19 protein-coding genes are annotated in these 18,350 nt (G+C 43.3%); all 19 read left to right on the plus strand.

Annotated features, from left to right (window positions below):
- Positions 1-78: 78 nt before the first annotated feature.
- Entirely contained in the window at positions 79-660 is a 582-nt protein-coding gene (locus FR7_RS04640; RefSeq protein ID WP_007930322.1) for a methylated-DNA--[protein]-cysteine S-methyltransferase, read from the plus strand.
- A gap of 153 nt (positions 661-813) precedes the next feature.
- Positions 814-1,158: a phage holin family protein gene (locus FR7_RS04645; RefSeq protein ID WP_007930324.1), complete on the plus strand. Its 345-nt coding sequence runs from the start codon at positions 814-816 to the stop codon at positions 1,156-1,158.
- 21 nt (positions 1,159-1,179) lie between these two features.
- Entirely contained in the window at positions 1,180-1,977 is a 798-nt protein-coding gene (locus FR7_RS04650; RefSeq protein WP_007930326.1) for a Cof-type HAD-IIB family hydrolase, read from the plus strand.
- Between the two features lie 223 nt (positions 1,978-2,200).
- On the plus strand, positions 2,201-3,214 hold the full coding sequence (gene namA / locus FR7_RS04655; RefSeq protein ID WP_007930327.1) for an NADPH dehydrogenase NamA: 1,014 nt from the start codon (positions 2,201-2,203) through the stop codon (positions 3,212-3,214).
- A gap of 433 nt (positions 3,215-3,647) precedes the next feature.
- On the plus strand, positions 3,648-4,142 hold the full coding sequence (locus FR7_RS04660) for a hypothetical protein (protein WP_007930329.1): 495 nt from the start codon (positions 3,648-3,650) through the stop codon (positions 4,140-4,142).
- On the plus strand, positions 4,126-4,875 hold the full coding sequence (locus FR7_RS04665) for a 6-carboxyhexanoate--CoA ligase (RefSeq protein WP_007930331.1): 750 nt from the start codon (positions 4,126-4,128) through the stop codon (positions 4,873-4,875). Before FR7_RS04660 ends, FR7_RS04665 begins: the two co-directional genes overlap by 17 nt.
- Before the next feature lie 15 nt (positions 4,876-4,890).
- Positions 4,891-6,060, plus strand: coding sequence for an 8-amino-7-oxononanoate synthase (gene bioF, locus FR7_RS04670; protein WP_007930334.1), 1,170 nt, complete (start codon positions 4,891-4,893; stop codon positions 6,058-6,060).
- A gap of 177 nt (positions 6,061-6,237) precedes the next feature.
- A complete protein-coding gene (gene bioD / locus FR7_RS04675) occupies positions 6,238-6,978 on the plus strand; it encodes a dethiobiotin synthase (RefSeq protein WP_007930339.1) in 741 nt (246 codons plus the stop codon).
- Positions 6,975-8,360: an adenosylmethionine--8-amino-7-oxononanoate transaminase gene (bioA, locus tag FR7_RS04680; RefSeq protein WP_007930340.1), complete on the plus strand. Its 1,386-nt coding sequence runs from the start codon at positions 6,975-6,977 to the stop codon at positions 8,358-8,360. Before bioD ends, bioA begins: the two co-directional genes overlap by 4 nt.
- A gap of 252 nt (positions 8,361-8,612) precedes the next feature.
- Complete coding sequence (locus tag FR7_RS04685; RefSeq protein ID WP_007952348.1) at positions 8,613-9,344, plus strand: phosphatase; 732 nt, start codon at positions 8,613-8,615, stop codon at positions 9,342-9,344.
- Between the two features lie 19 nt (positions 9,345-9,363).
- On the plus strand, positions 9,364-10,254 hold the full coding sequence (gene rapZ, locus FR7_RS04690) for an RNase adapter RapZ (protein ID WP_007930343.1): 891 nt from the start codon (positions 9,364-9,366) through the stop codon (positions 10,252-10,254).
- A 76-nt stretch (positions 10,255-10,330) separates the two neighbouring features.
- The gene (locus tag FR7_RS04695) at positions 10,331-11,695 is read left to right on the plus strand and encodes a gluconeogenesis factor YvcK family protein (protein ID WP_007930345.1); all 1,365 of its coding nucleotides are present in this window, start codon (positions 10,331-10,333) and stop codon (positions 11,693-11,695) included.
- Between the two features lie 45 nt (positions 11,696-11,740).
- Complete coding sequence (gene whiA / locus FR7_RS04700; RefSeq protein ID WP_007930347.1) at positions 11,741-12,679, plus strand: DNA-binding protein WhiA; 939 nt, start codon at positions 11,741-11,743, stop codon at positions 12,677-12,679.
- A complete protein-coding gene (locus tag FR7_RS04705) occupies positions 12,672-13,424 on the plus strand; it encodes a polysaccharide deacetylase family protein (protein WP_007930348.1) in 753 nt (250 codons plus the stop codon). Before whiA ends, FR7_RS04705 begins: the two co-directional genes overlap by 8 nt.
- Before the next feature lie 95 nt (positions 13,425-13,519).
- Positions 13,520-14,506, plus strand: coding sequence for a cytochrome c biogenesis ResB family protein (locus FR7_RS04710; RefSeq protein WP_007952365.1), 987 nt, complete (start codon positions 13,520-13,522; stop codon positions 14,504-14,506).
- Positions 14,507-14,516: 10 nt separating this feature from the next.
- Complete coding sequence (gene ccsB / locus FR7_RS04715; protein WP_007952366.1) at positions 14,517-15,344, plus strand: c-type cytochrome biogenesis protein CcsB; 828 nt, start codon at positions 14,517-14,519, stop codon at positions 15,342-15,344.
- A 40-nt stretch (positions 15,345-15,384) separates the two neighbouring features.
- Entirely contained in the window at positions 15,385-15,867 is a 483-nt protein-coding gene (locus FR7_RS04720) for a cytochrome c3 family protein (RefSeq protein ID WP_237714754.1), read from the plus strand.
- A complete protein-coding gene (locus tag FR7_RS04725) occupies positions 15,860-17,143 on the plus strand; it encodes an ammonia-forming cytochrome c nitrite reductase subunit c552 (RefSeq protein ID WP_007930352.1) in 1,284 nt (427 codons plus the stop codon). The genes FR7_RS04720 and FR7_RS04725 overlap by 8 nt, the downstream gene beginning before the upstream one ends.
- 127 nt (positions 17,144-17,270) lie before the next feature.
- Entirely contained in the window at positions 17,271-18,350 is a 1,080-nt protein-coding gene (locus tag FR7_RS04730) for a hypothetical protein (RefSeq protein WP_007930353.1), read from the plus strand.

The raw sequence follows: 18,350 nt of genomic DNA on the forward strand, positions 1-18,350 counted from the left end.
CAGCAATGAAATAAGCAGAGGGGGTATTTTCCGTTTTAGCAACTGAAATGAAGCAGATTTAAAATAGAAGGATTCTATGTGCTGTCAGCCGAAAAGATAAAAAGCTGCTTTATTTTTTGTGTGTCTGTTAGTTACAATAGAATTTATTTACAAGAAGGATGTGTAATGATGCAACAAATGCATACAATACTAGATACGGATTGGGGTTACATGAACGCTGTCTGGACAGATATAGGACTGTGGCAGCTTGATTTTCCTTTTAAAATTAAACCTCAAGAAATAAAGAGTACTACTTCAGCAGATGTAGAGTTGTGGTCAGAGCAATTGAGAAAAGAGTTAAATATGTATTGGCGGGGCTTTGTTGTTGATTTTGGTGTACCCATTGATTGGCATGGTTATACTTCTTTTCAAAAAGCTGTACTTACTTATACTGCAACGATTCCCTATGGGCAAACCATTTCCTATGGAACACTAGCCAAAGAAATAGACAATCCTAAAGCTGTGCGGGCAGTAGGGGGAGCGTTACATATCAATCGTGTACCAATTGTAGTACCCTGTCACCGAGTGATCGGAGCTAACGGCAGCCTGACAGGATTTGGCGGGGGAGTGGAATTAAAACAAGCGTTGTTGATGCTGGAAAGTGGTATTGCTGAATCGTAAGGTTGCATTGTAGAATCAGGGGGGGTTAAGAAGTCTTGATACACAATGAACGATTTGATTATATGAAAAAAATATTGTCAATAATTTGTCCTACGGTATATAATAAAAGACAGTGTTATTTAATGATTCATAGATGATGAGGAGGGTCAAGGCGTGTGCGGTTTTCTGCTGCGTATGATTTTAAATGCTGTATTATTGTTTTTGCTTATCATAAAATTACCTGGGATCTTCGTTGATACCTTAGGCGGTGCATTACTGGGTGCTGTAGTTATTGGATTAGCCAATAGTGCTGTGAGACCCTTGCTTGCGTTAAAAACGAAACCCTTCAATTGGCTCACTTTAGGTGGATTGACTTTTTTTATGAATATATTGACTCCTATGTTAGTAATGAAAACCTTACCGGGTTATCAAATTTACAGCATGGCCGCACCTGTGACAGGTGTTTGCTTAATGACCCTTTGCAGTTGTACTTTATCGAAAGTAATCAAGGACCGATAACGAGATAGCGGAGGTTATTGCATGATAATTAAATTAGTGGCAGTAGATATGGATGACACATTGCTGGATGGAACTCTAAAAGTTTCCCCGCGAACTTGTGAAGCGATTCAGAAGGCTTATGAGCAAGGAGTTCTTGTAACAATCGCTACAGGCAGAATGTTCAGCTCAGCAGTGCCTTTTGCCCAAGAGCTTGCTATACGAACACCGATTATCACTTATAATGGTGGTATGATTCGGTCTGCTTTTACCAAGGAAATGTTATTCCATAAGACCATTTCTCCAGAAGTAGCCGGAAAAATTGTAGAATTTTTTCATGAAAAGGGCTGGTATCTGCAATCACATATAAATGATGAATTATATGTAGTAGAACGCAATGAAAAGGCGAAGCTTTATGAGTCGATAGCGGGTATTTCGGCAGTTCCTATTGGTGATACGTTTTATTCCATGCGGCATGAGCCTACTAAAATGCTGGCCATAGCTGAACCCCATGAAATAATTGAGATACAAAAGAAAATTAATAATGAGTTTGCTGGAGATATCTATGCCGCTTCTTCTAAATCGAATTATTTAGAAATGATGCATCCCAGCGTCAATAAAGGACATGGGTTAGAATTGCTGGCACAGAGCCTGAATATCACCCGTGGAGAAGTAATGGCGATTGGTGATTCGAATAATGACATTCCAATGCTTGAATATGCTGGTTTCGGTGTAGCTATGGGAAATGCAACTGATAAAATAAAAGCAGTTGCCCAAGCTGTTACTGGTCATCACAATGCCCACGGCGTAGCCGAGGCCATTGAAAAATATGTATTAAAGTAATAAAAAACTTCGTTCTTAGGGAAAATAAGAGCGAAGTTTTTTATTACTTAACAATCAGAGATACATGCATTATTAAAGTATGATTTTGGTAACTATAATACTAAAAAGTATGTACTTGTAAAATAGTAATCTATAGTATAGAATCAAGGCATGATTTGGTATAATTTTCAATACTTAGTATTGATGTATAACCTTATAAATAATAGATGAAAGGATGATATATATGTTATTTACTCCTATTTCTATTAAGAACCTGACCTTAAAGAATCGGATTGTCATGCCGCCCATGTGTATGTACAGTGCGGCAGATGATGGCATGGTGACGGACTGGCATGTTATTCATTATGCCACACGGGCCGCAGGGCAAGTGGGGCTGATTATTGTAGAAGCTACTGGTATTGAACCCCGTGGACGTATTTCCAATCAGGATTTAGGTATTTGGGATGATGCTCATATCCCAGGTCTTAAAAAGGTGGTTGATCAGGTTCATGCCCAAGGGGGAAAAATCGGTATTCAACTGGCTCATGCAGGCAGAAAGAGCGGCGTTGTTAACAGCACACCCGTAGCACCTTCCGCGATTGCTTTTAGCGAAGAATACGCCCTGCCTAAAGCGTTGACCTTGCAGGAAATCAAAGAAGTCGTTCAAAAGTTTGCCCAGGGAGCAAGGCGGGCAGTTGCTGCTGGTTTTGATATTCTTGAAATTCATGCTGCTCATGGATATTTGATCAATGAATTTTTATCACCGCTAACCAATACTCGTACTGATGAGTATGGAGGAAGCCTGGAAAAGAGAGTGCGTTTCTTAGATGAGGTTCTGCTTGCTGTCAAACAGGTCATCCCAGGGGAAATGCCAATCATTGTTCGGGTATCGGCAGATGACTACCATCCAGAAGGAAACACACCGGAACTTATTGCTGCTATGCTAAACCTGGTGAAACATCATGGTATTGATGTAGTCAATGTAAGCTCTGGTGCTGTTATATCGGCAATGCCACGTGCCTATGCTGGATATCAGGTTGCCATGGCACTTACGATTAAAGAGAAAACCCAGCTGCCTGTATTGGCAGGAGGACTCATTACAGAGCCTGCTCAAGTTCTGCAAATGCTTAAGGCTGGTATTGACTTAGTGTACACAGGCAGAGAATTGCTGCGAAATCCTTATTGGCCTTTGCAGGCTGCTCATGTTCTGCAGGAAGAAGTACAATGGCCCGAAGCCTATGTGCGAGCCAAATGGTAAAATAGAAAAAATGGAGGCTATCGTAAAGATAGTCTCTATTTTTTCTCAGTGTTCTCTGCGCCTCTGCGGTTCGCTTTACTTTCTATGTTTTAAAGGACGCGTAGCATTTTTCTTATCCGCAAATTTTTGCTGCAAAAGAATTTACATTTTGCAGCAAGAAGTGTATGATTATATTGTTAACCTTTATTGAATATTTGGTTTACCAATGTGGGTAACAGAATAAAGCAACATCGAGTTGTCATTGCGAGCAGCGCGAAGCAATCCCCTCTGGGTTAAGAGATTGCTTCACTTTGTTCGCAATGACAAAAAGCGAGAAATATTGCCTGCTAACAGAACTTCACTGGCTTCGTGCCTTCGCGGTTCAAAAAGCTTTTTTATTTAACCAATACGTTAACCTAAAAATATTATTAGTTAACAAAAGGAGGATTCCAGCATGTACAACACTCGAAGATTGACGGAGACTGCGCTGCTGACTACTTTGATTACCGTTTCTGGTGCGATTAAGCTGCCTGGCTTCATTCCAGGTACAGAGTTTCAATTATCAGCTCCTTTGGCGGTAGCGATCTGTGGGGTCTTTGGTTTCACTAAGTACATAACCGCAGGTATATTATCGAGTCTCATTGGACTTATATTGGGTACCCAGAATTTGCTGAATGTGGGGATTGCCATGATTTTTCGTTTAGTCGTAGGCATTTGTGTGACTGGTTTAGGGACATCATGGCCTGTGTTAGTGCTGGCAGGACCATTAGGATCCAGCGTGGCTCGCCTGGCTCTTGGAGGAATATTGGGTAAGGGAGCAATACCTCTTTTGCTGGCGGCAGTGCCAGGTATGATTTATACAGCACTGACTGCCTGGCCTCTTACCTTATTATTAAAGAAAGTGAAGCTGCAGACCGAAAGGGTGGTACAAAGTGGTGTACAGCGTTAGAATGCGGGCGGCCCAGGGAGGACGGCATGAAGAGGGCGGGCGTCATATTTCTGGTGCAGAGCGGATTGTTCCTTATGATAAAGTAGAGCAGACGGCTGCTGGAATGCTGGAAAGAGCCTTTACTCACAGTCGGGGACAGGCTGATTTTATTAATATTACGATAGAAACAGTACAGCCTAGCAGGATACAACAGGTACCTTTGCTGCCTGTTTATCCTTCTTCCTCCCTTACGAGAGAGGAAGGGCATAAGGCAGCAGAACATGCATTAGTTGCAGCCGGGGTAACGCCCAGTGGGGCAAAGCAGGGGATCTTAAGTTTGTCGTCTTTAGCTGACAGTATGCGTGGAGCCATGCTGTTATGTGCTGTTACGGGTCGGCGTCTTGATGATACAGAAGACAGAGGCATTCGGGTATCTCGTATGGATATTGAAAACGAAGAAGCATTGATTGAAAGACTGGTAAAGCAGGGGATTCACAATCTGCATGTGCAAGAAGCGCTGGTGCTGGCAAGTAAAGTAGCTGCTGGTCCTGGTGTAGTAGCTGAACTTTGCTGGTCTGATGATCCTGAATATACAATGGGATATGTTGCTTCTGCTAAAGGATACATTCGCATTCCTCATTGCAAACCCTTAGGAAATTCTGTGGGCGGGCGAATCTTTTTTGTAAATCCTGCTGCGGATAGATCCCTTTTGGAGAATTATTTACAACACCAGCCAGTGCTTGTAATACTATAAAGGACAAGGTATAATATGGAATTTTGTAAAACATATCTTTTAAAGGTTCAGGAGCAAAATTTATACCGAAAGCCAGTGAGCTACCGATTTTCAGATGCGGTTCACGTAGAGCTGGAAGGCAAAACCTATTTATCATTATCGACGAATAATTATTTAGGATTAACTCATTCTACTGCTGTACAGCAGGCTGCTGTAGATGCTATTTGTCAGTATGGCACAGGATCAGGAGGGGCCAGGCTGACAACGGGGAGTCATCCCCTATATCAAAAGCTGGAACAAGGACTGGCAGCCTTTAAGAAGACGGAAGCTGCTGTAGTTTTTAATACAGGTTATATGGCCAATGTAGGAGTGATTAGTGCTTTATCTGGTAAGGGTGATGTAATCTTCAGCGATGCACTCAATCATGCCAGCATCATTGATGGCTGCTGTTTGTCTAAAGCTCATAGGGTGGTATATCGTCATGGGGATATGGATGATTTGGCAGAGAAACTAAAAAATACGCCTTGCTCAGACCGGCGTCTCATTGTCACTGACGGGGTATTCAGTATGGATGGTGATATTGCACCTCTGGATGATATTGCTGCCTTAGGAGAAATCTATGGGGCTATGGTTATGGTGGATGATGCCCATGCAGTAGGGGTCCTAGGGAATGGGGGCTGCGGTACGGTGGATCATTTTGGTTTGCAGGGAAAGGTCGATATTCAAATGGGAACACTGAGCAAGTCGCTGGCATCCGAAGGTGGTTATGTGGCTGGCAGCCAAGCGCTGATTGCATACCTGATGAATAAAGCCCGCAGTTTTATTTTCTCTACTGCTTTATCGCCAGCGACAGTAGGGGCGGCTCATGGGGCATTGCTGGAGCTGCAGAATCACCCGGAGCTGGTTGAGACTGTATTACAGAATGCTCAATATGTACGAGAGGCACTAACCGCTGCCGACGTACCTGTAGAAGGAAATATGACTCCTATACTGCCGATTATGGTAGGAGAAGCAGCTCTTGCGATAAAAATGGTTGAGTTATTAAAAGAAGAAGGCTTACTCGTATCAGCCATCCGCCCGCCGACAGTACCCCCTGGCAGCAGCCGATTGCGCCTGACAATATCCGCTGCCCATGACAGGAAAGAATTAGCCCAAGCGGTGGAAAGCATCATTGCAGTGAGTAGGAAAGTGAAGTTAATAACCTAGGAAAGTTTTTTAAGGAGAGTGTTAAACGCAGAGGGCACAGAGATCCGCAGAGAACACAGAGAAGTGCTATTTCTCCCCTTTGTGTTCTTCGTGTCCGCGTAAGCGGCTTTGCGTCTTCGCGTTTCAAAATATTTTTTTTATGGTGAAGTCGCAAAAAAGATGTAAAGAGGTGAGAATATGGCCGGTTTATTTATTACAGCAACGGATACAGAGGTTGGCAAGACTGTGATTACAGGGGCCATTGCCGCAGCGCTTAGAGGGCGGGGCTGTGATGTGGGCGTTATGAAGCCGGTGGCTTCCGGCGGCGTAGCGGATCGAATGGGAAACCTTATGGCAGAAGATGCTGCTTTTTTGATGCAGGCAGCAGGTATTGAGCCAGAGGAAAGGCGATTGGTGAACCCTGTATGTTTGGCTCCTGCACTGACTCCTGCCGTAGCAGCTGCTATTAGTGGCGTAACAATCAATATACAGGATTTTATTACCTCCTTTCAGCAGTTAACCCAGCTTCATAACCCCGTTATTGTAGAAGGCGTAGGAGGGATCGTTGCTCCATTATGGAAAAACTACACAGTGACTGATTTGATGGCTGAATTAGCACTGCCAATCATTGTGGTTGCCAGGCCCAATCTTGGAACCATAAATCATACGGTATTGACAGTCGAATATGGACGCAGCCGCGGGTTACATATGGTTGGAATTATTATAAATGGCTGGAATCAGGACAAAGTGGGCATTTTAGAAACCTCTAATGAAGAGTATATAAAAGAAATGACGGGATTACCTATTTTGGGCAAGTTCCCTTATGCTCCTGGGATCAGTGTACCTAAGGGGGAAACCGCAGGTTTAGCGCAGTTAGCGGAAGAACATTTACAGATGGATGCAATTATCGAAGTAATAAGGGGGAGGAAAGAGTTATGAGCAGTATAGAAGAAAAGGATAAAGAATATATCTGGCATCCGTTCACGCAAATGCAGGAATGGGTGGCACAGCCTCAGATGGTGATTGAAGCAGCGGAAGGTATCAAGCTCATTGATGACCAGGGGAATCGCTATTATGATGGTGTATCTTCTTTATGGGTCAATCTTCATGGACATCGTCACCCTGTCATTGATCAGGCGATTATTGAGCAATTGGGGAAAGTCGCTCATACTACCATGTTAGGCTTGGTGAATGTGCCAGCAGCCCAGCTTGCAGAAGAATTAATGGCAGTTGTACCCCAGGGGTTAAAAAAGCTGTTTTACTCTGATGATGGTTCTACAGCTGTAGAGATTGGAATTAAAATGGCATTTCAATATTGGCAGCTAAAAGGTAAGCCTAAAAAACAAAAGTTTATTACCTTAGCCAATGCGTATCATGGTGATACGGTTGGTACCGTCAGCGTGGGAGGCATTGATTTATTTCATCGCATTTTTTCGGCTCTCTTGTTTGAAACCATCCAGGCTCCGGCTCCCTGCTGTTATCATTGCAAATTATCTTCCGGGACTGAACTGTGCGGTATGGCCTGTAGCAAGGAAGTTGAGAAAATACTGGAAGAAGGACATGAGGAAATTGCCGCCATTATTGTGGAGCCTTTGGTTCAGGCAGCAGCAGGTATGCTGACTCAGCCCCCTGGCTATTTGAAGCGGCTGCGAGAGATAACCGAAAAATATAATGTACTGCTGCTGGTGGATGAAGTCGCGACGGGCTTTGGACGTACCGGTAAAATGTTTGCGTGCGATAATGAAGAGGTATCCCCTGATTTTATGATGGTAGCAAAAGGCATCACAGGAGGATATTTACCCTTGGCGGCCACTTTTATGACAGATGAAATTTATAATGCCTTCTTAGGAGATTATGCGCAGCAGCGGACCTTTTACCATGGACATTCTTACACAGGAAATCCGTTATGCTGTGCCGCAGGGCTGGCCAATTTAAAAATATTTCGGGAAGAGAAAGTGCTGGAGAATCTTCAAGGGAAAATAGAAGCAGCTCGCAATAAACTAGCTGGCTTTACGTTGAAACATGTAGGGGATATCCGTCAGCGGGGTTTAATGATTGGCATCGAGCTCGTGGAAAATCCTCAAGAAAAGATTCCCTTCCCTTGGGAAATGGCGGTTGGGGCTAAGGTCTGCAAAAAAGCCCGTGAACATGGTTTAATCATTCGCCCCATTGGCAGCGTAGTAGTATTTATGCCGCCTTTGGCAAGTACAATCACCGAAATTGAGCATATGCTGGATATCATTTACCTGTCCATAAGAGAAATTACAGAAGATGAACCGCTGCAATATGATGCCAGAGATGTAGCTGCAGTTATGATATAAATATAAGAAAACGCTTCGCGTCCTTTAAAATAATAAAGTAAACCGAACCACAGAGGCACAGAGAACACTGAGAAAAGATAAATAGGGTAAAAAACCTCTGTGCTCTCTGCGAACTCTGTGTCCTCTGAGTTCAACGTTCCCCCTAAGCTTATAATTCTTAAAGAGTGCATAAATGTGATGCACTCTTTTTGCTTTTTTAGAGGATTTGCCATATAATTGAAAGATAATATAGGTAATAAGGAGGGCGAGAGTATGAAAATTGTCGCTGATTTACATATTCATACGGTAGCAAGCGGTCATGCCTATAGTACGATATTGGAAAATGTGACCGTAGCAGCAGAAAAAGGTCTTGAAATGATTGCAATTACGGACCACGGTCCAGATATGCCAGGAGGCCCCCATGCCTATCACTTTGGAAATTTAAAGGCAGTACCGTCTGAATTATTTGGTGTTCGCATTCTAAAAGGGGTAGAGGCGAATGTGATTGATCACGAAGGTAATTTAGATTTGGCAGAGGATCGGCTCACCAGCCTCGAGATTGTATTAGCTGGTTTGCATACTGTTTGCTCCCCCAATGGTTCTGTCGCTGAAAATACCCAAATGATGGTCAATGCTATGAAAAATCCTTGGGTGGATGCGATTGTTCATCCAGGTAATCCGGAATATTTGGTGGATGCTGAGACAATTGTAAAAGCGGCTGTAGAATATGATGTTGCCTTAGAGATTAATAATAGCTCTCTTAAGGTATCTCGGATAGGAAGCAAACCCTATTGTGAAAAGATTGCTGCCCTGTCAAAACAGTATGGGGCGAAAATTATCCTGGGGACAGACAGCCATTTTGCCCTGGCCATAGGAGATTTTAGTCAGGCTATTGAAATATTGGAGAAATATGATATTTCCTCTGATTTAGTGATCAATACATCGGTTGAAAGTGTGCTGCGCCATTTAAACCGTCGTTCTAACAGAAAAAGCAGCGTGAATTAGTGACTTGGAGGTGTAGATTATGGACGATGTTCGTTTGGTGATTATCACGGGCATGTCAGGTGCAGGTAAGACTCAGGTGGTGAGAACCATGGAAGATCTGGGATATTTTTGTGTGGATAATTTGCCTCCTATGCTGATTCCTAAATTTGCCGAACTTTGTACCCAATCGGCAGGGCGGGTAAATAAAGTCGGTTTAGTAGTGGATATTCGCGGGCGAGAGTTTTTTGATACCCTAATACAAGCCTTAGAAGATTTAGAAAAGCAGGGATATCGTTATGAAATGCTTTTCTTAGAAGCTTCGGATGAAACCCTAATCCGGCGTTATAAGGAAACCCGGCGTCGGCACCCTATGGCACCCCATGGCCGTATTATAGAAGGGATTAGCCGTGAACGAGAAAAGATTGACCATGTAAGAGGACGGGCTACGCAGATTATCGATACCTCGGAATTAAGCACTGCCAAGCTCAGGGAAAAAATTACGAGCCTCTTTACCAGTGAACATGAACAGCAGCGTATGAATATTACCATTGTCTCTTTTGGATTTAAATATGGCATTCCTTTAGATGCAGATATGGTTTTTGACGTACGCTTTTTGCCCAATCCTTTTTATGTCGAGTCTTTGCGCCGCAAAAGCGGAGCGGTAGCGGAAGTGGGCGACTATATTTGGAAATGGCCGATTACCCAGCAGTTTATGGAACATGTTTCCGGTTTTGTAGACTTTTTAGTGCCTAATTACATCAAAGAAGGAAAAAGTCAGCTTATCATTGCTATTGGTTGCACTGGCGGCATGCATCGCTCTGTATTTGTCGCTGGCAAAATCTACGAAGGTTTAAAGAACAAAGGCTATAAAGTAAATGTAGATCATCGGGATATTAAGCACAATGTGTTAGAAACGCCTGTTGAGGGGTAACCTAGTGTAGATGAAGATACATTGCTGAAAAAGCGGCGAGTAATAGTGGTGAGATAGAAATTGAGGTGTAATATATATGCACTTTTTAAAGTGGATGTACCCGGGCATCAAGGTGAAACGGTGGCTGTTATTATTTTCTATGGGCGTTATCATAGCCAGTATGGGGCTTGCTATCGTATTTAATTATAAATATGTAGGCAATTTTGAAGAGACAATTTTCAGAATGGTGTACCTGACGACAGGCAGGTATTATTATACGGTTACAACCATTGTAGGGATCTTTATTATTACAGGCGGCTTAATTCTGATGACACTGGCTACGAAGCAGATTATTGCTTCGGTGATCAGCGTACTCATTCCCGATGGGTCTGAGCGCTTGATCGAGCTTATTTTTCAGAAGCGTAAGCTCAATCGGGGACCAGCAGTGACGGTTATTGGCGGCGGTACGGGCTTATCCGTGCTTCTGCGGGGTATAAAGAGTGTAACCAGTAATATTACAGCAATCGTTACCGTTGCCGATGATGGCGGCTCTTCAGGACGATTGCGGGAAGATTTGGGTATGATTCCTCCAGGGGATTTGCGCAACTGCTTGGTGGCATTAGCAGATACTGAGCCACTGATGGAAAAACTTTTTCAACACCGGTTTGGCGGTACAGGGGGCCTGGCAGGACACAATTTCGGCAACTTATTCATCGCTGCGATGACAGAAGTTCTGGGAGATGTAGAGCAGGCTTTAAAGGAATCCAGTAAGGTTTTAGCGGTGCGGGGCCGAGTATTGCCGGCATCGACCCAAACTGTACGATTATGGGCTAAAATGACGGATGGCAGTATCGTGGAAGGCGAGTCTCAGATTCCTCTTGTCAACAAACGGATTGCAAGAGTGTATTTGCAGCCGGAAGAAACCATGCCTGTGGAAAGCTCGCTGGAAGCCATACGAGATGCAGATGCCATTATTTTAGGACCTGGCAGCTTATATACCAGCATTCTTCCGAATCTGTTGGTGCGGGGAGTGGCGGATACGCTGCGGAAAAGCCAGGCTGTCAAAATCTATATCTGCAATGTAATGACCCAGCCGGGAGAAACAGACGGCTATAGCGCGTCAGAGCATGTGCAGGCGATCTTAGACCATGTAGGCCCTGGAGTCATTGATTATGTTGTGATCAATAATCAGAATGTAGCAGAAGAATTGCAGCAAAAGTATGCGGATCAAGGGGCCTATCCTGTAAAAAACGATGCAGAGAAAGTGGAAGCAATGGGGATCAAAGTGACCCAGGCAGATGTAATTAATGAGACGAATTTAGTGCGGCATGACCCTCTTAAATTGTCTCGAACCATTGTTTCCATGATCTATAAGCTTAAGACTAACTCGGAGCGTATGCGATTATTGGATTATTATTTAATTGCGGAAAGTATCAAGGATCTTAAGAAAACGGAGCGCTGAGTTTTGCGGCGTTAAGGCAAAGCAGCTTGACGGGGGTGAAGGAGATTGGCTTCTTATTCTGCTGAAGTAAGAAATGAATTGGCTCGGATCGTAGAGGAACAAGAGTGCTGCAATATGGCAGAGCTGGCCTCTCTGATTCGTATGGGCGGTACCATGTTAATTGGCGGCAATAGTAATCTTGGTATTAATTTTACTACGGAAAATGCTGCCGTAGCGCGTAAAGCTCTTACCTTGATTAAAAGTGGCTTTCATTTAAAAACAGAAGTGGTTGTTACCCGTGGCCGTCGTTTAAAGAAAAACAATTCCTATTTGATCAAAGTCGTGCCATCACCCGTGGTGACGGAGTTGTTAGCAGCTTTAGGGATTATGCGGGGCGAAAATTTGAATGTTAGCAGTGATAGTGGTATTTTGCGAAAATCCTGCTGTCGCCGATCCTATTTGCGAGGTGCTTTTTTAGGCGGTGGCTCTGTAAACAAGCCAGAAGGGGATTATCATCTGGAATTGGTTACAGGTAATTTAGACTTTGCTAAAGCCCTCGTGCGTTTGATGAAGTTTTTTTCCTTACCTGTGGGAATGACAGAGCGTAAAAATGATTATATTGTTTATTTAAAAGATGGTGATGCCATTATTGATTTCCTGCGGCTGATTGGTGCTCATAATGCTCTTTTGACCTTTGAAAATGTTCGGGTAGTAAAAGGCATGCGCAATCAAGTCAACCGGCTGGTAAATTGTGAAACGGCTAACTTACAGAAAACGGTGAATGCAGCGGTGCGCCAAGTAAGATGTATTGAACTCATTGCCCGGCAAAAAGGTCTTGATAAACTGCCCCCGTCTCTGCTTGTCGTTGCTAAGCTGCGGCTTGCCCACCCGGAAGCTACCTTGCAGGAACTGGTAGATGCTATGGATGGCAGGGTAGGAAAATCGGGCATGAACCACCGGCTGCGAAAAATAGAACAGATTGCTATGGAGTTGGAACATGAATAAATTTTTGGCATGTGGTGTCCTTTTTATGTTAGCAACTTTAGGCTGGCTGTTTTGGCCCACGAATGCTGTACCGATCTTAGCTTACCACCAGGTAGGCGAAGTGGATGAGGAAATTTACAGCGTGACAGCCAGTCAGTTTGAAGAACAAATGAAATACTTAAAGGAAAATGGATACCATGCTATTTCTCTAGAAGACTTATTTAATTCTTATAGTGGAAAGACCGTCTTACCGGAAAAGCCCATTGTGATTACCTTTGATGATGGATATGCAGACAATTATCTGACTGCCCTGCCGATTATGGAACAGTACGGCATGTCAGCCACCGTCTTTGTTGTACCAAGCTTAATTGGTACAACAGACTATTTGTCCTGGCAGCAGGTAGCCTACATGCATGAAAGGCACACTGAAATAGGCTCCCACACCATGTCCCATGTGGGGATGAATGAAATTAATGCTGCAGAACAGCGGCGGGAAGCGGCGGAATCAAAAGTAGCTTTGGAAAGGCACATTGGTACACCTATTCAATTTTTTGCCTATCCCTATGGGCAGTTTTCCCCAGGTGCTCAGCAAATATTAAAAGAAACGGGATACCGAGGCGCTTGCTCCGGCCTTGCTGGATTAAATGATGCAAAGACCGATTCCTATGCATTAAAGCGGATTAATATGCCTCAGCCCAAATATGGCTTGTGGGAGTTTCGCCTGCGCCTCTTTAGAGCCCATTTATACAGCAAATTAGGATTATAAATAAGTCAGAACCATAATTGTTATGGTTCTGACTCATTTTTTTTACCAAATATGGAATACTAGCATGGTAACTCAAAGATAAGCGGGAGGGTAAGATGAACGAACAGGATGTAATCGTCCAGCAGACAATATATAGAAAAAAGGTTTTTCAGGTACTGCATTTCATTACGTCTATGAAGGTTGCAATGGCATTGCTCATGCTGCTGGCTGGGGCAGCGATGATAGGGACTGTCATTTCACCTCAGAGATATGATATCTATCATAGTATGGGCTTCCGCTTATTGCTAACCTTAATTTGCGGCAGCACTTTTATCTGCAGCATGAAGCAGCTTGCTGCTTTATGCCTTTCAAATAAATGGCGACATTTGGATCCTTGGGGGACATTTGCAGTGCACATGGCGATTGTCTTAATTGTCTTGGGAGCGTTATATGGGAATGTCTATGGATTTAGCGAGGAAATCAATCTTTCTGTTGGGAAGGATTATGAAATTACTCAGGAAAAATACAGGGGAATTGGTGAACCTTTTACATTACACCTGGAGAATTTTGAAACCCAATATTATGCTGATGGAACAGTTTCGGATTGGATCAGTCACATTCGTATTGAACATAATGGACAGAATGGATTTACTCAAGAGGTGAAAGTCAATCATCCTTTGATCTACCAGGGGGTAAGCATTTATCAATCTTCTTTTGGCATGGCAATACAAACCCAGTATTTAGATACTGCTGGCAAGGTGCTACGGGAAGCCAGCCTGGGTGAGGGACGAGGGATGATGCTTGAGGGAGATATGATGATTCTGCCAGTGCGGTATGTCGGGGGATTGAATCCTCAAATTATGTATATTGTCTATAAAGGCGGGCGAGAATATGATTGGGGAGCTGCACCTTTAGGCAGCAGCAGATTCATCGGCCCCCAAATGGGAATGGTGAAATTTATAGAGGCACAGCCTTTTTCGGGGCTGCTCATTAAACGAGACCCTGGAATACCCCTGGTATGGTTTGGGTTTCTTTTGCTTGCCTTTGGCTTTTTTGCCAGTCTTTATAAAAAAACAATTTTGGCGAGTAATCAAAAAGGATAGGTGAAATCGTGTGGGTGCTTTGGAAAAAGAGTTTTTTAATTCTGCTTTTGTCAGTTACTTTTTAGCAAGTTGTTTTAATATTGGACATCTTATTTGGCTGAAGGAAAGGCTTGGGCGCTGGGCAATTGCTTTGACGGTGATTGGTTTTGTAGTGAATACATTAGCCCTAACTTCCCGTACTCTGCAGGCTGGGCGCATCCCCTTTGCTAATATGTATGAATTTGGTATGGCTTTTGTCTGGGGACTGATTTTTTTCTATTTGTACATTGCTTATCGTTACAAGAATTACTCTCTGGGTGCCTTTGTATTGCCAGTAGCTTTTGTTTTAACAGGTATATTTTCCAGCTTTTATCAAGAGGTTCGTCCTCTCATGCCTGCTCTTAAAAGCAATTGGCTACTTATTCATGTCATCACAGCGGTTATTGCCTATGGGGCACTGGCGATTTCTTTCGCGTTGGCAATCATGTATTTGTGGCGGCAGCGTTTGGAAGAAGCGGGTGAACAAGGAACAATGATAAGCCTGCTGCCGTCATTAGCTATATTAGACACCTTAGTGAATCGGTGTATTCACTTTGCTGTTCCGTTTCTAACCCTGCTCATTGTAACAGGAGCCGTTTGGGCAGAGTATGCCTGGGGATCCTACTGGCGGTGGGACCCTAAAGAAACATGGTCACTGATTACATGGTTAATTTATGCAATGTATCTGCATGGTCGCGTAGCTTTAGGCTGGCGGGGCAAAAAGGCAATGAATTGGGCAGTAATTGGTTTCATTACCGTACTCTTTACTTTTATCGGCGTGAATGTATTATTGCCTGGTTTGCATAGCTATGCCTTGTAAATTTAGATTATATTCAGCAAGGATTAAAAAATAGAAAGGAGTGGGGTGGTTGGATTTAGGGAAATTCCTGGAGCGTAGTTCACTTAAATTAATTTTGCTGGGTATTGTGGTTGCGGTGGTGGGAATGGCATTGTCCGGTGCAGGGTTTGTATATTCCAGCGGTCCGAATTTTTGTGGCAGCTGCCATTCTATGAATCATGTATATTATACGTGGCAGGCATCAAATCATAAAACCGTAACCTGCAGTGACTGCCATGTTCCTCATGACAATATTCTTTCTATGATGTACGTAAAGGGTGAAAACGGCATGCGGGATGTATATCATGAATTTCTGCGTGACTATCCTGATACCTTATATTTTACGCCGAAAGGCAAGAGGATTACAGAGGGAAATTGTCTGCGCTGCCATTTTTCTACTGTGGAAAATACAGCCATGGCAGCAGGTGGACAAAGCTGCATAAAATGTCATCGTGGTATCGTTCATGGTCAAAATAGGAGTCCAGGAGGGGTTAACGTTGAATAGGGCGCAGAAATTTTTAGCCGTATTTTTAGGGATGATGATCGTTTTCTTTGGTGTTATTGTGGTTCGTGTATGGGCCGTTAAACCGCCGTCAACTATGAAATTATCATCGTTAGCTGCCGGGGAATATGATCCGGCTGTTTGGGGAAAAGCATATCCTTTGGAGTATGCCAGCTACCAAAAGAACTTAGAGATGGCAGCCTCACCAACGGGGTATGGAGGAAGCGTCAAAGTACCAAAAGCAGATATGCAGCCTGAAATTTACACTAATTTTAAAGGCAATCCCTTTAGCAAGGATTATACAGAAGATAGAGGACATTTGTATTCCATAGAAGATCTTAAGGAATCCAAACGTATTGGCCCTACTAGCAAAGGTGCATGCATTACCTGTAAAACACCCTATGTGGAACAATTTTATAAGGAATCGGGCTGGGGATTTGCCAATCAGCCTTTAACCGAGCTTCTTGATAAATCCAAGCACCCTGTCAGCTGCGCCAACTGTCATGATCCAGAGACTATGAATCTTAGGGTCATTAATCCTGCATTTATTGAAGCAATGGGGCGTCAGGGCATTGATGTAAATAAGGCGAGCCGGGAAGAAATGCGCAGCTATGTATGCGGACAATGCCATTCGGAATATTATTTTGAACCAGGTACATCACGGGTCATATTTCCTTGGGATCAAGGGACTACACCTCAGCAAATGTATCAATATTATGCTGCAAAACCCAATGGATTTCAGCAGGATTTTATACACCCGGATTCGAAAACACCCATATTAAAAGCCCAGCACGCTGATTTCGAAGAATGGCAAAATGGTGTCCATGCAAAATTCGGCGTATCTTGTGCAGATTGTCATATGCCCTATATTCGCGAAAATGGACAGAAATATAGTTCTCATTGGATGACAAGCCCTTTAAAAAATTTGGATGCGTCTTGTATGCCTTGCCATAAAGATGGCACAGACCAACTGTATAATCAAGTAAAAGCTACCCAGGATAATGTTTGGCAATTGCAGCATACTGCCGGACTAAACGTGGCTAAGGCCCATGAGATCATAGCCAAAGCCGGAAACATCCCCAATGCCAATCAGACGCAGCTGACCAATGCACGGGAATTATTGCGTCAGGCTCAATGGTACTGGGATTATGTAGCGGCATCGAACAGTATGGGTTTTCATAACTCTGTACAAGAACTGCATACTCTTGGACAATCCATTGATTTATCTCATCGGGCAATCGATGCTGCAAAGCAAGCTGCAGGTACTAATCAACTGTAAAATGCATAATAAGGCCCGTCAGATGATAAAATGTTACAAAAACTGACATAATGGTATTATTTTGTCATTTTACATAAGATTAAGGTATTGGTATAATGATGCTATGTCTTAACAAGGGGGTAGCATATTGTATTGGATTAAGTTTGGCATAGTGCCGCTGATTATGTTTGTGATGTTACATAGTACAGCATTGGCAGTCGATACCTATTCGACTGTTAAATTAAATGGTTTGACCTTATCAGAATGGCCCGTTACCGTATCATCTTCCAGCGGGAAATTATTACTTTCTGATAGCCCTGAAATGGTGCCCGATGATGGAATTATGTATCAAGATACAGTAAGTGGTGACATTCGTCTCTTCTTTCATCATGTAAATGCAACAGCGGAAGGCAAAAAAATTGTGGTATTGCTGGAAAATAACGGGGAAAAGACGGCTCATATCACAGTCACTAAAAATGGATTAGGCGGTCCAAGCCTTGATTATTTGCAAGTCGGCAAAGAGGTACAGCAGGAATACTTAGAAGGCGGTAACCTGTATCTGATAGAAGTTCCCTGCAAAGAATCAAAAAGCTTGATCTCTTCCCTGGATCACAGCGTCGTAGAAACGAATATGCTGGTAAATGGCATGTATGACTTAATAATTGATCATCCAGTTACCATAAAGGTAATGATGATGCCTTTAGATGCTGATGCTAAAGAATTTGCAGCACAAGCAAAAGTATTGCCTGCTGATCCGGGTGAACATCGTTTGCGAGGAACATTTGAAGGCAAAGATCGATTGCTTGTTGGCAAACAAACCTACGATAGCAAGAAAAGTGGTACCGTTGCTCTTACTCTGGCGGATAATTACCTTGACCAATATGTCAGAGGCATTGATGCTACGGACGGTACGCCAACGCTGAACTATGGAAATTATGGTATTGTATATAAAATATACCTGCCTTCCACTTCCGGTGATGAAATATCTTACTATTTGAATCCTCGCGGAGGGGACTATGCAGGATGGCTAGGCTTAGAATATCGTCATCAGGATGTACATACGATCCCGACCCCCGCCGATGCAATGTCTTTTGGCGCTAACAAAATCAGTGAAAGTGCTTATCTTGGCACCTATGAAAGCGGCAAGTCCCTATGGATGACATTCAGCCCCCCAGGAGCTTCCAATCTGCCCATTAAATTAATACTGGCACCTGAAAAAATAAAATAA

The sequence above is a fragment of the Pelosinus fermentans DSM 17108 genome (assembly GCF_000271485.2).
GTDB classification, from domain to species: Bacteria; Bacillota; Negativicutes; order DSM-13327; family DSM-13327; genus Pelosinus; species Pelosinus fermentans.

Bases quoted from the DNA above. Each gene is read 5' to 3' on its own strand.
- rapZ (WP_007930343.1), top strand. From the start codon at position 9,364: ATGGACGATGTTCGTTTGGTGATTATCACGGGCATGTCAGGTGCAGGT.
- FR7_RS04710 (WP_007952365.1), top strand. From the start codon at position 13,520: ATGAACGAACAGGATGTAATCGTCCAGCAGACAATATATAGAAAAAAG.
- bioD (WP_007930339.1), top strand. From the start codon at position 6,238: ATGGCCGGTTTATTTATTACAGCAACGGATACAGAGGTTGGCAAGACT.
- bioF (WP_007930334.1), top strand. From the start codon at position 4,891: ATGGAATTTTGTAAAACATATCTTTTAAAGGTTCAGGAGCAAAATTTA.
- FR7_RS04705 (WP_007930348.1), top strand. From the start codon at position 12,672: ATGAATAAATTTTTGGCATGTGGTGTCCTTTTTATGTTAGCAACTTTA.
- FR7_RS04660 (WP_007930329.1), top strand. From the start codon at position 3,648: ATGTACAACACTCGAAGATTGACGGAGACTGCGCTGCTGACTACTTTG.
- namA (WP_007930327.1), top strand. From the start codon at position 2,201: ATGTTATTTACTCCTATTTCTATTAAGAACCTGACCTTAAAGAATCGG.
- bioA (WP_007930340.1), top strand. From the start codon at position 6,975: ATGAGCAGTATAGAAGAAAAGGATAAAGAATATATCTGGCATCCGTTC.
- FR7_RS04650 (WP_007930326.1), top strand. From the start codon at position 1,180: ATGATAATTAAATTAGTGGCAGTAGATATGGATGACACATTGCTGGAT.
- FR7_RS04685 (WP_007952348.1), top strand. From the start codon at position 8,613: ATGAAAATTGTCGCTGATTTACATATTCATACGGTAGCAAGCGGTCAT.
- FR7_RS04695 (WP_007930345.1), top strand. From the start codon at position 10,331: ATGCACTTTTTAAAGTGGATGTACCCGGGCATCAAGGTGAAACGGTGG.